General features: G+C 65.6%; 10 protein-coding genes and 1 pseudogene. 6 read left to right on the top strand and 5 right to left on the bottom strand.

Features of this window, described 5'->3' with window-relative positions:
- Window positions 1-295 precede the first annotated feature (295 nt).
- Both GJV37_RS14850 and glyA read left to right on the top strand, forming a co-directional pair.
- Window positions 296-4,459 carry a GGDEF and EAL domain-containing protein gene (locus tag GJV37_RS14850; RefSeq protein ID WP_170859284.1) on the top strand — a complete coding sequence of 1,388 codons (4,164 nt, stop codon included), beginning with the start codon at window positions 296-298 and terminating at the stop codon, window positions 4,457-4,459.
- Between the two features lie 216 nt (window positions 4,460-4,675).
- Window positions 4,676-5,929 (top strand): serine hydroxymethyltransferase, encoded by a 1,254-nt coding sequence (gene glyA, locus GJV37_RS14845; RefSeq protein WP_024763060.1) that lies wholly within the window; start codon window positions 4,676-4,678, stop codon window positions 5,927-5,929.
- A gap of 59 nt (window positions 5,930-5,988) precedes the next feature.
- On the opposite strand, the gene GJV37_RS14840 is transcribed toward glyA, so the two are convergent.
- The 3 genes from GJV37_RS14840 to GJV37_RS14830 all read right to left on the bottom strand — a co-directional run bounded on the left by GJV37_RS14840 (window position 5,989) and on the right by GJV37_RS14830 (window position 10,037).
- On the bottom strand, window positions 5,989-7,710 hold the full coding sequence (locus GJV37_RS14840) for a J domain-containing protein (RefSeq protein WP_170859250.1): 1,722 nt from the start codon (window positions 7,708-7,710) through the stop codon (window positions 5,989-5,991).
- A gap of 12 nt (window positions 7,711-7,722) precedes the next feature.
- Window positions 7,723-9,426 carry a molecular chaperone HscC gene (locus GJV37_RS14835; RefSeq protein ID WP_170859249.1) on the bottom strand — a complete coding sequence of 568 codons (1,704 nt, stop codon included), beginning with the start codon at window positions 9,424-9,426 and terminating at the stop codon, window positions 7,723-7,725.
- A gap of 113 nt (window positions 9,427-9,539) precedes the next feature.
- Complete coding sequence (locus GJV37_RS14830; RefSeq protein WP_170859248.1) at window positions 9,540-10,037, bottom strand: SecDF P1 head subdomain-containing protein; 498 nt, start codon at window positions 10,035-10,037, stop codon at window positions 9,540-9,542.
- A gap of 278 nt (window positions 10,038-10,315) precedes the next feature.
- On the opposite strand from GJV37_RS14830, the gene GJV37_RS14825 reads away from it, so the two are divergent.
- The 3 genes from GJV37_RS14825 (at window position 10,316) to GJV37_RS14815 (ending at window position 13,481) form a co-directional block, all read left to right on the top strand.
- On the top strand, window positions 10,316-11,611 hold the full coding sequence (locus GJV37_RS14825) for an NCS2 family permease (RefSeq protein ID WP_170859247.1): 1,296 nt from the start codon (window positions 10,316-10,318) through the stop codon (window positions 11,609-11,611).
- Window positions 11,612-11,802: 191 nt separating this feature from the next.
- Window positions 11,803-12,888 carry a tRNA (uridine(54)-C5)-methyltransferase TrmA gene (trmA, locus tag GJV37_RS14820; RefSeq protein ID WP_024763058.1) on the top strand — a complete coding sequence of 362 codons (1,086 nt, stop codon included), beginning with the start codon at window positions 11,803-11,805 and terminating at the stop codon, window positions 12,886-12,888.
- A gap of 95 nt (window positions 12,889-12,983) precedes the next feature.
- Window positions 12,984-13,481: a DUF4136 domain-containing protein gene (locus GJV37_RS14815; protein WP_065084202.1), complete on the top strand. Its 498-nt coding sequence runs from the start codon at window positions 12,984-12,986 to the stop codon at window positions 13,479-13,481.
- 3 nt (window positions 13,482-13,484) lie between these two features.
- Here GJV37_RS14815 and GJV37_RS14810 read toward each other — a convergent pair whose 3' ends face one another.
- Window positions 13,485-13,787, bottom strand: coding sequence for a DUF1883 domain-containing protein (locus tag GJV37_RS14810; RefSeq protein ID WP_024763056.1), 303 nt, complete (start codon window positions 13,785-13,787; stop codon window positions 13,485-13,487).
- A gap of 98 nt (window positions 13,788-13,885) precedes the next feature.
- Window positions 13,886-14,344 carry a DUF4345 family protein gene (locus GJV37_RS14805; protein WP_024763055.1) on the bottom strand — a complete coding sequence of 153 codons (459 nt, stop codon included), beginning with the start codon at window positions 14,342-14,344 and terminating at the stop codon, window positions 13,886-13,888.
- A gap of 184 nt (window positions 14,345-14,528) precedes the next feature.
- On the opposite strand from GJV37_RS14805, the pseudogene GJV37_RS14800 reads away from it, so the two are divergent.
- Window positions 14,529-14,980 (top strand): annotated as a pseudogene (locus GJV37_RS14800) (DUF411 domain-containing protein).
- The last annotated feature ends 23 nt before the right edge of the window (window positions 14,981-15,003 follow it).

Here is a 15,003-nt window from a genome sequence, read left to right as displayed (position 1 = left end):
GATGGACGGCCCTTCGCGCGGGACTCTGCGGGGATGTACTTTATGCCCCGAACTCTGGCCGTACATCACGCGCGCGTGCGGCAAAGCTACCGGAATGAGTCGGGAAGGGCAAACGACGCTCGTCGGCCATACTGGCACTTAGCCGCCTTTCCGGGCATCCTAGCCTGCGCCGAATTCAGCCGTATCGCCCCAGGTCCCTAAGTCCGTGTCTATTTCTCCCCGTACCCTTCCGGACGCATTGGTCAGGCCTGGCCGCGTGGCGACCCGGACAGCCCTGGTGCTGCTGGTGCTGTTCATGCTCGGTCTGCTGGGCTGGCAGTTGCACCAGGAGCTCCGCAGCCAGGAGCGCTTCGAGCGCGAGCGGGTGGTATTGCACGGCGAACAGATGGCCCAGCGGATCTCCCTGACCCTGGAGCTCAAGGCAGTGGCGGCCCAGGCCCTGCTGCAGCAGGAGCTCTCCCGCGACCACGGCGACATCCGTGCCACGCTGATCACCGGACTCAAACACATCTATCCGTCCTTCCACAGCCTGGTGAGGCTGGATGCCGGTGGCGCCCCCCTGAGCGACTCCGCCAGCAGCATCAAGGACACGGCATTCATCGAAGCCCTGCGTCAGCGCAGTGCACAGCAGCCTTATCACTATGCATTCAGCGAGGAGAACGGCGGGCATTTCTATGTCTGGCTGAAGGCCACCGAGCCCGGTGAAGAAGACAGCGTCATCCGCCTCGACGAAAAAATCGCCCGGCGCGGCTGGGCGGCACAGATCCGCCCCGAGTCGCCGGACTGGATACTGGTCGACAGCGTCCAGCAGAAGGTCCTCGGCCGCTCCAGCGGCTACCGTCCCGGCCCGCTGTCCGCCGCCTCGCCGCTGGAGCAGGCGCAGAGCCTGGACGGCCTGGAGATCCAGAACACCGACTGGCAACTGCGCCCGCAATTCGACGACCGGCAGATCCGCGCCACCCTGCTACCGCGCCTGGGGGGTGAGCTGGCGCTGCTGCTGGTGCTGGCCGGCATCGCCGGCGCCGCCCTGCTGCGCCTGCAACGCGAGCAACAGAACCTGCGAGCGCTGACCGTAGAGTCGCAACAGAGCCTGCGCCAGGCTGCACAGGCCCTTGGCGCCATCGACGAGCGGGTGCTGGTGACCCGCGCCGACGGTCGCCTTGCCTACCTCAATCCACAGGCCGAGCAACTGTTCGGCATCGCCGCCGGCAAAGCCGGCGAGCACCACCTGCTGGAACTGCTACCCGGTCTTGGCGGCCTGCTGGCCAGCAGCGACACCTCGGCGGACAACGGCTCCGAGCTGGTTCGCGTCAATGATGCCGGCCAGGCACGCCTGTTCGCCGTCAGCCATCACTCGCTGGACGACAGCCCCCTGGTCGCGGAGCAGACCTGGGTCCTGCGTGGCAACCTGCCCCAGGGCGGACAGGTCTGGGTACTGCGCGACGTCACCGAGGAACAGCAGGCGCTGCACATCCTCGAGGAAACCCGCCGACGCTACCAGGACATCTTCGACGGCGTCGGCGTCGCCCTCTGCGTGCTCGACCTTTCCGCCCTGCGCCAGAGCCTGGTGGATCTCAACCTGCGCCGGCAGAGCGACCTGCGCGACTGGATCGCCTCGCAGCCCGAACGCCTGCCCTGGCTGCTGCGCCAAGTGCGCATCACCGAGATCAACAATGTCGCCAAACGCCTGATGCGCGTCACCAACACCGAACAGGCCTGGCAGGTGTTGATCGGCAGCGCCGGGATGCGCCCGGACGGCGTGCGCAGCAAAGTGCTCGAAGCCGTGCTGCACGGCCAGGGCATGGTCGAACTGGAAGCCTGCATCACCACCCGCCAGGGCGAGCAGCGCCATCTGTGGCTGCAACTGCGCGTTCCGGAGATGATCCAGGACTTCCACGCCGTCACCCTGAGCCTGTCGGACATCACCAGCCGCAAGCAGGTCGAGCTGTCGCTGATCGAGCGCGAAAAGTTCTGGTCCGATGCCGTGCGCGCGGTGCCCGACACCCTGTACATCCACGACATCGCCGCCCGCCGGGTGATCTTCACCAACCACAACCTCGGTTACCAGTTGGGCTACAGCGGCGACGAGCTGCGCGACATGGGCGAACGCTTCTGGGAAAAAGTGCTGCACCCGGACGATGTCGAGTACTACTGGCGCGTGCGCAACCTGCAACAGGTCGTCGGCGATGGCCTGCTGCTGGACAGCCAGCTGCGCTGGCGTCATCGCGACGGTTCCTGGCACTGGTTCGACATCCGTGAGCAGGCCCTGACCCGCGACGACACCGGCCGCGTGGCCCGCCTGATCGGCGTGGCCAAGGACATCACCGATACCGTCGAAGCACACAACTCCCTTCGTGAGAGCGGGCGCCGCTACCGCATGCTCGCCGAGAGCATCAGCGACGTCATCCTCTCCACCGACGCCCAGGTGAAGCTCAACTACATCAGCCCATCGATCCAGCAGGTGTTCGGCTACAGCCCGGAATGGGTGCTGGCCAACGGCTTCCAGCAGGTGGCCGCCAACCCGGCGCAGCTGGAGCGCCTGGAGGAGCTGCTGCACCGCGTACAGGGCGCCATCGGCGAGCCCAAGCGCCTGGCCGAATTACGCGAAAGCGCCGAACCGCAGCTGTTCAGCCTCGACTGCCTGCACGCCGACGGCCACAAGATCCCGGTGGAACTGCGCATCGCCCTGATGTGGGACGACCATGGCCGCTTCGAGGGGCTGCTCGGCGTCGCCCGCGACGTCAGCCAGCAGCGCCGCGCCGAGCGCGAGATGCGCATGGCGGCCACGGTATTCGAGCACTCCACCGCGGCGATCATGGTCACCGACCCCGCCGGCTATATCGTGCAGATCAACGACTCCTTCAGCCGCCTTACCGGCTATTCCGCCGAAGAGGTGCTGGACCAGTTGCCGCGCCTGCTCACCGCCGACCGCCAGGAGGCCAACCAGCTCAAGCACGTGCTGGAAAGCCTGCGCAAGAGCGGCAGCTGGGAAGGCGAAATCCTGCAGAAGCGCAAGAGCGGCGAGCTGTACCCGAGCTGGGTCGGCATCACCGCCGTGCACGACGATGAGGGCGATCTGGTCAGCTTCGTCTGCTTCTTCAGCGACATCAGCGAGCGCAAGGCCAGCGAGCGACGCATCCACCGCCTGGCGTACTACGACGCCCTGACCCACCTGCCCAACCGCACGCTGTTCCAGGACCGCCTGCACACCGCCCTGCTGCAGGCCGAACGGCACCAGCAGTGGGTCGTGCTGATGTTCCTCGACCTCGACCGCTTCAAGCCGATCAACGACTCCCTCGGCCACGCCGCCGGCGACCGCATGCTCAAGGAAGTGGCCGAGCGCCTGAGCCATTGCGTCAGCGACGACGACACCGTGGCGCGCATGGGCGGCGACGAGTTCACCTTGCTGTTGCCCGGCCAGAAGGACCGCGAGAAGGCGCTCCGGCAGGCGATCCAGGTGGCCGAGCAGATTCTTTCCAGCCTTGCCCGCCCCTTCACCCTGGAAGGCCGCGAGTTCTTCGTCACCGCCAGCATCGGCGTGGCGCTCTCGCCGCAGGACGGCGCCGAGCTCAGCCAGTTGATGAAGAACGCCGACACCGCGATGTACCACGCCAAGGAGATGGGCAAGAACAACTTCCAGTTCTACCAGGCCGAGATGAACGCCCGCGCCCTGGAGCGCCTGGAACTGGAAAGCGACCTGCGCCGGGCCATCGAGCAGGAAGAATTCATTCTCCACTACCAGCCACAGTTCACCGGCGACGGCCGCCGCCTGACCGGCGCCGAGGCGCTACTGCGCTGGCAGCATCCCAAGCGCGGGCTGATTCCGCCGACGGAGTTCATCCCGGTGCTGGAAGAGCTGGGCCTGGTTGCCCAGGTCGGCGACTGGCTGCTGGAGCAGGCGTGCCTGCAACTGCGAGCCTGGCACCGCGACAAGGTGCGGGTGCCGAAGATTTCCGTGAACCTCTCGGCCCGGCAGTTCGCCGACGGCCAGTTGGGCGAACGCATCGCCAGCATCCTCGCCGACACCGGCATCGCCCCGGCCTGCCTGGAGCTGGAGCTGACTGAAAGCATCCTGATGAGCGATGTTTCCCAGGCGATGCAGATACTTCAGGGCCTGAAACGTCTGGGCCTGGCGATCGCGGTCGACGATTTCGGCACCGGTTACTCCTCGCTCAATTACCTCAAGCAGTTCCCCATCGACGTACTGAAGATCGACCGCAGCTTCGTCGACGGCCTGCCCCACGGCGAACAGGACGCGCAGATCGCCCGCGCCATCATCGCCATGGCCCACAGCCTGAACCTGATGGTGATCGCCGAGGGCGTGGAGAGCCATGAGCAACTGGAGTTCCTGCGCGAACACGGCTGCGACGAGGTGCAGGGCTTCCTCTTCGGCCGCCCGGTGCCGGCGGACCAGTTCGCCGCGCTGTTCGCCAGCAACGCATTGTTCCTGCTCGGCTGACCGCACGGCGCAGCAGGCGAGCGCCCTTGCAGGATGGCGTATTCATCCTGCACCTTCGACAAGCGGCTATCCACCCCACTCTGCCGCTCGTCTCTCCCGCGATCCTGGCCTTGAACCCCGCTTGTCAGCCACATGACCGCCTTTCATGTGCCAGCACCGGCGCCTTGAGTTAGAATGCGCGCCTTTCCCCAGCACCCGATCCTTAAGAGGACCGCCATGTTCAGCCGTGATTTGACCCTCGCCCGCTACGATGCCGAACTCTTCGCCGCGATGGAGCAGGAAGCCCAGCGCCAGGAAGAGCACATCGAGCTCATCGCCTCCGAGAACTACACCAGCCCGGCGGTGATGGAAGCCCAGGGTTCGGTGCTGACCAACAAGTACGCCGAAGGCTACCCGGGCAAGCGCTACTACGGTGGTTGCGAGTACGTCGACGTCGTCGAGCAGCTGGCCATCGACCGCGCCAAGGAGCTGTTCGGCGCCGACTACGCCAACGTCCAGCCGCACGCCGGCTCCCAGGCCAACGCCGCCGTCTACCTGGCCCTGCTGTCGGCTGGTGACACCATCCTGGGCATGAGCCTGGCCCACGGTGGTCACCTGACCCACGGCGCCAGCGTTTCCTCCTCCGGCAAGCTGTACAACGCCGTGCAGTACGGCATCACCGACGCCGGCCTGATCGACTACGACGAAGTCGAGCGCCTGGCCGTCGAGCACAAGCCGAAGATGATCGTCGCCGGCTTCTCCGCCTACTCCCAGGTCCTGGACTTCGCCCGCTTCCGCGCCATCGCCGACAAAGTGGGCGCCTACCTGTTCGTCGACATGGCCCACGTGGCCGGTCTGGTCGCCGCTGGCGTCTACCCGAACCCGGTGCCGTTCGCCGACGTGGTCACCACCACCACCCACAAGACCCTGCGCGGCCCGCGCGGCGGCCTGATCCTCGCTCGCAAGAACGAAGAGATCGAGAAGAAGCTGAACTCCGCCGTCTTCCCGGGCGCCCAGGGTGGCCCGCTGGAGCACGTGATCGCCGCCAAGGCCGTATGCTTCAAGGAAGCCCTGCAGCCCGAGTTCAAGGCCTACCAGCAGCAGGTCCTGAAGAACGCCCAGACCATGGCCAGCGTGTTCATCGAGCGCGGCTTCGACGTGGTTTCCGGCGGTACCCAGAACCACCTGTTCCTGCTGTCCCTGATCAAGCAGGACATCACCGGTAAGGACGCCGACGCCGCCCTGGGTCGCGCTTTCATCACCGTGAACAAGAACAGCGTGCCGAACGACCCGCGCTCCCCGTTCGTCACCTCCGGCCTGCGTATCGGCACCCCGGCTGTCACCACCCGCGGCTTCAAGGAAGCCGAGTGCCGCGAGCTGGCCGGCTGGATCTGCGACATCCTCACCAACATGGGCGACGAGTCCGTGGTGGACGGCGTGCGCGAGAAGGTCAAGGCCATCTGCGCCAAGTTCCCGGTCTACGGCGCCTAAGCCGAACCCGCGAACCGCGAAACGAAAAAGCCCGGCAGATGCCGGGCTTTTTCATGGGCTCAGTCTCCGCTGGCCGGCGGCGAGTTTGCCGCATCACGCAGGACACAGCGGATATCCCCGTGATTCTTCGCCTCCTGGCAGTAGCGGGCGATCTCGGCCTCTGTCTGATATCTGGGTTTGGTTTCACTCGCGCTCTTGAGCACCATCGCCGCCACGACAGTCAGGGCTATGAACAGGAGTACAACGATATGCAGGTAACGCTGGTAGCGCGACCATAGCCTCGCCAGCAGTCCGGTGACTCTCCCAATGAGGCTGAAGTACTTGAACAAGTGCAGGCTCAGCAGCATTCCCGGCGCGATGATGAGTGCCTGCAACCACAAGTCAGGCAGCCTCAGCCCCGAAGCCCCGCCAACAGCCAGGGCCAGCACATAGCTGATTGCACCATGCCAAAGCGGATGGATACCCGCGCCATGCTGGTGCCAGCTCGCCGGCAAAAAGCCACTCAAGCGGTAGTCGAGCTTGGCCAGCGCGTTGCCGCTCATCCCTTGGAACCACCCGATCACCCGGTTCAGCACCCAGGCCAGGACGATTGACACCACGGGAAGGCCGATGAGCAGAACCCCATAATCCGGATTCTGCTTGGCCAACTCGGCCGGAGCCACAGTTAGGCCGCAGAACACCAGGAGGGCACCCCACAACACAGGAGTTCGCCCTACCCATGGTCCGCTCTGCTCCAGGTCACGCCAGAAGTCCTCATCCAGCGGTGCACCAGGCAGACGCTCCTGCAAGTGCGGATAGCGATAGACGAACGCCCTGGCGATGGTCGTGCCGTGTTGCCGTTCTTCTTCTCCGAAGTCAGACATGAAACGACGCCGCTGAAGTCTATCCATCGGCGCAAGCACCAGCCGGGCGGCCCGGCACTCTGCCGTCAGTTCCCAGCGTCTGGCGTTGTCCAGCACCCGCGCGTAGTAACGCTCGGCATCCCAGCGCTCCAACAGTTCGCGCCATTGATAGTCAGGGCAATTTGCTTCCCGCTGGCCTTCCTGCCAGGCGAACACGGCAGCCACCTGATCCAGGGTGTCACAGGACCAGAAGGGCATCTCCAGCAGCATCGACACCACCGCGCGCTCCAGCAGCGCCCGGCCGTCGTAGCTCTGCAGCCAGATCTGATTGAGCAGTGTCTTCAAGCCTTCGATTAGCTCTCCCGGTTCGCCACGATTGTGCAGCGAGCGCAGGCTGGCGAGGTGGGCATCCACTATCCGCTCATATACAGGCAACCGTTCGGCGGCGCTCAGAGCGGGCGCTTCGCGCATCTCCAGCCAGCCATACTCGGCGCAGGCGGCATCGCGCAGATAGGAGCCCCACTCCGCCTTCAGGCACTCGCGCAGCACGCCACGCTCGAACTCCACCGCCAGTCCGATCTTTTCGGCCTTCAGGCGACGCTCGGTGAGCAGCGAAGGTTGCAGGTCCGCCAGCAGCTCAGCAAGTTGACCCAGCCGCTGATCGACCTCCGCCACCGGGGCGACAGGCTCAACCACCGGCCGAACGGCCACCACCAGATCGCCCGCATCCACGGCCTCGATGAGGGATTCGTTTGCCCCCTCTCCCGCCCCGGCCCGCCATTGCACCCAGCACAACGCTTGCTCGTAGGCTTCCCGCAGCGCCTGGAAGGCGACGGGGTCCTCATCGGGTCGGGTGGACTTCAGCAGCCGTGCGTATTGGCGCCTGATGGCGCGCTCATCGGCCTCTTCCTCGAGACCGAGAATTTCCCAGCAGCTCATGAGTACTTCCTTTTATTGCCAGGGTGAGCGTTCCAGCTCGTCGAGTCGTTGTGCGATGTCCGCGCGCATCAGCTCAATGCGTTGCAGATCCTGGGTCGCCAGCACCTGCTGGAAACTGCCAGCCATGCTGCCAAGCATCTCCCGCACCTCGCCCAGGTGCTCCTGATACAGGCGTTCCAGGCGCGCCAGCAGCACAGTGTTGACCAACTGCTCGCGGGGATGGACCTTCAACTGCGCCAGTTCGGCGAGACGACGGCGCACTTCCTCCGGCGACAGCACGCCAGGGCTCTTCTCGATCACCAGGCTGTGCACCTCGTCGGTGGCGGGGATCTTCACTTCCGCCTCGAGGATGCCGTTGTTGTCATAGGTGAAGCGCACATCCAGCTCCACCTCGCCCGCCGAGCGCGGCGGAACGGCAATGCTCAACTCGCCCAGGGCGATGTTGTCCTTCACCATGCGGCTTTCACCCTGGAATATCTTCAGCAGCACATGGGTCTGGTTGTCGTGCAGCGTCTGGATGGTCTTCACCCGGCTGATCGGCACGACGCAGTTGCGCTCGATGATCGGCAGGTAATGGCCAGCCTCGTACATCCGTCCGAACTGCGCCGTGGTCTCGATGCCCAGCGAGTAGGGGCAGACATCGGTCAGCACCACCTCCTCCAGCGCCGCCGCCCGCTGCTTGAGCGCCGCCTGGACCGCAGCGCCCAGCGCGACGACCTCATCCGGGTTGATCTGCATGGCCGGGAAGCGCCCGAACAGGCCCGCCGCCAGCTTGCGGATCAGCGGCATGCGCGTGGCACCGCCCACCAGCAGGATTTCGTCCAGATCGGCGACGCGGATGCGCGCATCGCGCAGGGCCCGTTCGATGGGGCCGCGCAGGCGCTCCAGCAGTGGAGTGCAGAGACGCTGCAGGTCATCCTGGGTCAGCGTCAGCTCCCATTGCCGGCCGTCGTGGGCCAGGCTGAAGGTCGCGCTCGCCTGCTGCCCGAGCGCGTGCCGCACACGCTCGGCTTCCCAGCGCAGGCGGTTGCGCAGGCCGGGCGCGTCGAATTCGGGAAAGGCCTTGTCCTGACGCAGGCTGGAAACGAAATGCTGCACCAGCGCGGCGTCGAAATCCTCGCCGCCGAGGAAGTTGTCACCGGCGCTGGCGCGAACCTCCATCACCCCTTCGAAGAGCTCGAGGATCGAGACGTCGAAGGTGCCGCCGCCCAGGTCGAATACCAGGAACGAGGTCTCCCGGTCCTTCTGGTGAACACCGTAGGCCAGCGCCGCCGCCGTGGGCTCGTTGACCAGCTTCTCGACCTTCAGCCCGGCCAGTTCGCCGGCGATCCGCGTCGCCTTGCGCTGGGCATCGCTGAAATAGGCGGGAACGCTGATCACCGCCTCTTCGACCGGCTCGCCAAAAGCCCGCTCGACATCTTCCTTGAGGCTGCGCAGGACCAGCGCGGACAGTTCCTCGGGGCGGAACCGGCGAGTGCCGAGGCTGATTTCCTGGGCGCTGCCCATGTGCCGCTTGAACAGCGCCGCGGTCAGCTGTGGGTGCGTCTGCAGACGCTCGCGGGCGGCCTGGCCGACCAGCACCTGGCCCTGCTCGTCCAGCCCGACCACACTGGGCGTGATCACGCTCCCCAGGGCGTTGGCCACCAACTGCGGGGCATCATCGCGCCAAACGGCGACAAGGCTGTTGGTCGAGCCGAGGTCAATGCCGACAATCATTCTGGCGCTCTCCTTGCGGGGCACAGCGAACCCGGTCGCCTCACTGCCCGATCCATCGGAATGTAAAGCCGCTATTACAGCGATTCCCCCCTACCGGGTAAAGCCCGGCGAGGTCACATCAGGGTTGCCCTCCGGCCCCCCTGCTCCGGCTGCACCGGCACATCCCGCAAGTCGTTGAGTCGCCGCACCAGCGTCTCCGCCTCCGCCTGGCTGGCAAACCCCTTGAGCATCACCTGGCCGTCCGTCACCACCCGCGTCACCTGGGGTAGCAGTCGCAGCTGCCCGTCGATCACCACCGCCAGGGCCTTGCCCTGCTCATCCTCGGTCAGCCTGGCCAGGCGCAGGCTGGCCTCGGGGGTGAACAGCACCCGCACCGCCGGCTTGCCGTCAGCCACGCTGGCCAGCTCGGCGCGCTGCACATCGTGCTGGGTCAACACCGGATGGGTTTCCAGCAGCACCGCCTTGCCCTGCGGGTCGGCCAGGGTGCGGGTACTGGCCGTGGGCTTCTCGGCCAGGGCGTGGACATCGAAGGTGTGCTGCGGCGCCGACGGCGGTGCACCGGCGCAGGCGCCCAACAATGAGGCGAGGAGGATCGGAATAGAGCGTTTCATCGACTGCGAATCGGATCGAGCGGCCCGGGCGGGCCAGGGTTATGAAGGATCAGACCACCGTCAGCGCACAAGTTGCACTCCCTTGGTCGGCACCCGCGACTAAGCTTGCAGACGAACGGATGCTGGCGGTCCGGTCAGAAATTCTCCGGCTCAGGGCAAGCTGGTATCATGCGCGCCTTTTGCCGGCCACAAGAAAAGGCGCAGGGCCCACCTGGGCATGTACCTTGCTTTTCCCGGCCAGAACGATAACGGCGCAAGAGCGTCACGGGGAGCCAAACATGCTGGAAAAGCTGTTCCAACTCAAGGTACACAACACCAATGTGCGCACCGAGATCCTGGCGGGTATCACTACCTTCCTGACCATGGCCTACATCCTCTTCGTCAACCCGAGCATCCTCGGTGAGACGGGCATGGATAAAGGCGCGATCTTCGTCGCCACCTGCCTCGCCGCCGCCATCGGCTCGGCGGTGATGGGCCTGATCGCCAACTACCCGATCGCCCTGGCTCCCGGCATGGGCCTGAACGCCTTCTTCACCTACACCGTGGTCCTGCACATGGGCCACACCTGGCAAGTGGCGCTCGGTGCGGTGTTCCTCTCCGCGTGCATGTTCTTCATCATTTCGATCTTCCGCATCCGCGAGTGGATCATCAACAGCATCCCGCTGGCCCTGCGCTCGGCCATCGCCGCCGGCATCGGCCTGTTCCTCGCGCTGATCGCGCTGAAGGAGTCGGGCATCGTCGTTGCCAACCAGGCCACCCTGGTGGGCATGGGTGATCTCGCCAAGCCCGCACCGCTGCTGGCGATCCTCGGCTTCATCCTGATCGTCGCCCTGGAAGCGCGCCGCGTGACCGGCGCGGTGATGATCGGCATCCTGGTCGTCACCTTCATCTCCATCGCCATCGGCGTCTCCCAGTTCGGCGGCGTGGTATCGATGCCGCCGTCGCTGGCGCCGACCTTCCTCCAGTTGGATATCAAGGGCGCGCTGGACATCGGCCTGTTCAGCGTGATCTTCGCCTTCCTCTTCGTCGACCTGTTCGACAACTCCGGCACCCTGATCGGCGTGGCCAAGCGCGCCGGCCTGATGGGCAAGGACGGGCACATGCCGAAGATGGGCCGCGCGCTGATCGCCGACAGCTCCGCCGCCATGGTCGGCTCGCTGCTGGGCACTTCCACCACCACCAGCTACATCGAGTCGGCGGCGGGCGTTTCCGCCGGTGGCCGCACCGGCCTGACCGCCATCGTGGTCGCCGTGCTGTTCCTGCTGGCGCTGTTCTTCGCCCCGCTGGCGGGCAATGTGCCGGCCTTCGCCACCGCCCCGGCGCTGTTCTTCGTCGCCGTGCTGATGGCTTCGGGCCTGGCCGAGATCGACTGGGACGACCTGACCGTCGCCGCCCCCGTGGTAGTGACCGCCCTGGCCATGCCGCTGACCTTCTCCATTGCCAACGGCATTGCCTTCGGCTTCATCACCTGGACCGCCTGCAAGCTGCTGTCCGGCCGCTTCCGCGAACTGAACCCGGCGCTGGTGATCCTGTCGATTCTCTTCGTGATCAAGCTGGGCTGGTTCAACGCTTGAGTGAAGGGGGCTGCTGCGCGTCGGCCATACTGCGTTGCCAGGTCAATCCGGAATGCTCATTTACAGCCGTAAACTCCGCTTCCGAATCGACCTGGCGCCTTGTCTGACCTAGCTCGCGAGTCCCGACAGTTTCGAGTTGTCCTTAATGAAAAGCGGCCCAGCGAGTCCGGGCCCCTTGAAGAGCGTTCCCCATGAGCAGTCCGCGTTTCGATCCCTCCCACTACGACAGCCAACTGGCCGACAAGGCCGCACGCCTGCGCGAGCTGCTGGCTCCCTTCGCCGCGCCGGAACCGGAGGTGTTCGACTCGCCCCGTGAGCATTACCGCCTGCGCGCCGAGTTCCGCCTGTGGCGCGAGGGCGAGGCCCGCCACTACGCGATGTTCGAGCAGGGCGACAAGCACACGCCGATCCTGATCGAGGAATTCCCCATCGCCAGCCAGCGCATCAACGAGCTGATGCCGCGCCTGAAGGCCGCCTGGGCCGAGCCGACGCTGGGCCACAAGCTGTTCCAGGTGGAGTTCCTCACCACCCTGGCGGGCGACGCGCTGATCACCCTCTGCTACCACCGTCCGGTGGACGCCGCCTGGCAGGCCGCCGCCGAGAAGCTGGCCGCCGAACTGGGCGTGAGCATCGTTGGCCGCTCGCGCGGCAAGCGCCTGGTGGTGGGACGTGATTACGTCAGCGAGGAGCTGACCGTTGCCGGCCGCACCTTCCGCTACCGCCAACCGGAGGGCGCCTTCACCCAGCCTAACGGCGAGGTCTGCCAGAAGATGCTCAACTGGGCTTACGAAGCCCTGGGCCAGCGCGATGACGACCTGCTGGAGTTGTACTGTGGCAACGGCAACTTCACCCTGCCGCTCGCCACCCGCGTGCGCAAGGTGCTGGCCACCGAGATCAGCAAGACATCGGTGCACGCCGCACTGGCCAACCTGGCCGACAACGCCGTGGACAATGTCACCCTGGTGCGCCTCTCCGCCGAGGAGCTGACCCAGGCGCTCAACGAGGTTCGCCCGTTCCGCCGCCTGGCTGACGTCGACCTGAAGTCCTACGAGTTCGGCAGCGTGTTCGTCGACCCGCCGCGTGCCGGCATGGACCCGGACACCTGCGAGCTGACCCGCCGCTTCGACAACATCCTCTATATCTCCTGCAACCCGGAGACCCTGGCACAGAACATCGCCCAGCTGCACGACACCCACCAGGTCAGCCGCTGCGCCCTGTTCGACCAGTTCCCCTACACGCACCACATGGAAGCCGGCGTGCTGCTGACCCGCCGCTGAGCCCCCGCTACCACGACGGGCCGCCCAACCTAGGGTTGGGCGGCGCCTCCGGGTTCTGCAGCTAGGCTTGCGGAACAACGACAAGAGGCACGCCCATGTCCCGCCTGATCCTTCCCCTGCTGTTCCTGCTGCTGAGCGCCTGTGCCGGCAGCGACCCCGCCGATATCAGCGTCTCCCCCGCCGCCAATGGCCGACAAAGCACCTTCTTCATCCAGGCCGTACGCGCGCAGGGCCACCGCGAGGATCTGGAGGATCGCTTCGATCTCGCCGTACGCCGCGCGCTGGAAGCCAAGGGCTATGAATTCAAGGAAGGCTCGGGAGAGCTACGGGTGATCTATGCCGTCGGCCTGGACAGCCAGACCGGTATCGTCCAGCGACCGGTGGCGACCAGCGCGGGCGTGATGACCCAGACCCAGTTCACCGATCAGGAACAGGCGCGCCTGGCGCTGAGGATTCTCGACGAGGCTACCGGGCAGGTGCTGTACCAGGCACAAGTGGCGCGCCAGCTGCACGACCCGAAGATCACCCAGCAGGCCGTGGACGAAGGCATCGCCCGCCTGCTGAAGGATTTCCCCGCACAGGCGGGGAACTGAGGATCAGCTGAAGTTCGACGGCGACTTGCGCACGAACTTGATGCTGTACTTGAAGTCGGCCTTGCGCGTGACGCTGATGGCGCGGCGAGTGACGGTGTCGATGGTGATGTTCCAGTTGCCGGTGCTGGGCACCTTGATCTTGGCCGGGAACCGGTCGAAGGCGCCGCCGTGGTACGAATGGCGGCCACCGTTCTTGAAGCTGCGGAAGTTCGCATCGGTCATCAGGCGGATGTTGCAGGTCATGGAACACTCGATGACGACCAGATCGCCTTCGTTGAGGTGTTCACGTTGATGGACGAACTTCATGCTGGCTCCGCTGCTGCTACCGCAAAATCAATACGATAGCACGGAGCGGGGTCGGCCCGGCAGCGCCGCTGCTTGCTGGCGACGCCACTCATCCGAACTCACAACCCCTCGAAGTCGGCCTTGCGCTCCTCGGGCTCCGGCTCTTCGCGCACCACCACCTGGCGATTACGCGACTGCCGCTCCAACCAGTAGAGAGCGAAGATCGCCAGCGCCGAAATCACTCCGCGGTAGACCACGCCGGCCAGCTGTGCGTCCCACTCCATGCCCCCTTCGGTCCAGGCGATCAGCAGGCGCGACAATGTCAGGGTCAGTTGCACCAGGATCACCAGGATCAGCGCCGGCCGCACCAGCAGGCGGCGACGCAGGGCAAAGACAAGGAACAGCGCGAGGGCGAACTGATGGCCGCCATAGAACACGCGAGCGTCGCTCACCGACGACGGCTCCATCAGCAACATGCCGCTGAGGTTGGCCATCTCATAGGGACGAATCCAGTAGAGCAATCCCAGGCCACCCCAGACCAGAGCCTGGACCAGCAGGACGAGACGGGCGAAGAGCATCCGATTTCTCCTTGGCCATGCAGCCATTGCCGAGCGTCCAGACCTGCGACCGGGAGTCGCGGACGCACCACCGATCAGCTAAAGACCCCGCACGGCGCGGCAAGTTCGGGCAAGCGCGTCATATGGGGAAACAAACACCGGGTGGGGGCCGGGTACACTGGGGAGTATGCTCAATCGCGTTCGAATTTCGAGGTTCCAACCATGCGCACCCTGCTTCTGCTAACCGCCCTCGTCGCCGGCGCCGCCCAGGCTGCCGAGCCGCTGTCCATCGACGTGCACCGCGATGCCAACTGCGGCTGCTGCAAGGACTGGATCAAGCACCTGGAAAGCAACGGCTTCACCGTCAACGACCACGTCGAGGCGGACATGAGTGCAGTGAAGACCAAACTCGGCGTCCCGCACAGCATGGGCTCGTGCCACACCGGCGTGATCGACGGCAAATTCGTCGAGGGCCACGTGCCGGCAGCCGATGTGCTGAAGCTGCGTGAGCGTGCCGACCTGATCGGCGCCGCCGTGCCGGGCATGCCGATGGGCTCGCCGGGCATGGAAATGGGCGACCGGCACGACGCTTACCAGGTGGTCGGGCTGACCAGGAGCGGTCAGCGCGAAGTGATCGCCGACTACCCGGCACACTGACGCCAGGGCTATCCCTCACCCCT

Source organism: Pseudomonas nitroreducens (genome assembly GCF_010994165.1).
Classification (GTDB): Bacteria; Pseudomonadota; Gammaproteobacteria; order Pseudomonadales; family Pseudomonadaceae; genus Pseudomonas; species Pseudomonas nitroreducens.
The sequence above is the reverse complement of the archived record's forward strand: the minus strand, read 5'-3'. Positions and strand labels throughout refer to the sequence as shown.

Bases quoted from the DNA above. Each gene is read 5' to 3' on its own strand.
- GJV37_RS14850 (WP_170859284.1), top strand. From the start codon at position 296: ATGCTCGGTCTGCTGGGCTGGCAGTTGCACCAGGAGCTCCGCAGCCAG.
- glyA (WP_024763060.1), top strand. From the start codon at position 4,676: ATGTTCAGCCGTGATTTGACCCTCGCCCGCTACGATGCCGAACTCTTC.
- GJV37_RS14840 (WP_170859250.1), bottom strand. From the start codon at position 7,710: ATGAGCTGCTGGGAAATTCTCGGTCTCGAGGAAGAGGCCGATGAGCGC.
- GJV37_RS14835 (WP_170859249.1), bottom strand. From the start codon at position 9,426: ATGATTGTCGGCATTGACCTCGGCTCGACCAACAGCCTTGTCGCCGTT.
- GJV37_RS14830 (WP_170859248.1), bottom strand. From the start codon at position 10,037: ATGAAACGCTCTATTCCGATCCTCCTCGCCTCATTGTTGGGCGCCTGC.
- GJV37_RS14825 (WP_170859247.1), top strand. From the start codon at position 10,316: ATGCTGGAAAAGCTGTTCCAACTCAAGGTACACAACACCAATGTGCGC.
- trmA (WP_024763058.1), top strand. From the start codon at position 11,803: ATGAGCAGTCCGCGTTTCGATCCCTCCCACTACGACAGCCAACTGGCC.
- GJV37_RS14815 (WP_065084202.1), top strand. From the start codon at position 12,984: ATGTCCCGCCTGATCCTTCCCCTGCTGTTCCTGCTGCTGAGCGCCTGT.
- GJV37_RS14810 (WP_024763056.1), bottom strand. From the start codon at position 13,787: ATGAAGTTCGTCCATCAACGTGAACACCTCAACGAAGGCGATCTGGTC.
- GJV37_RS14805 (WP_024763055.1), bottom strand. From the start codon at position 14,344: ATGCTCTTCGCCCGTCTCGTCCTGCTGGTCCAGGCTCTGGTCTGGGGT.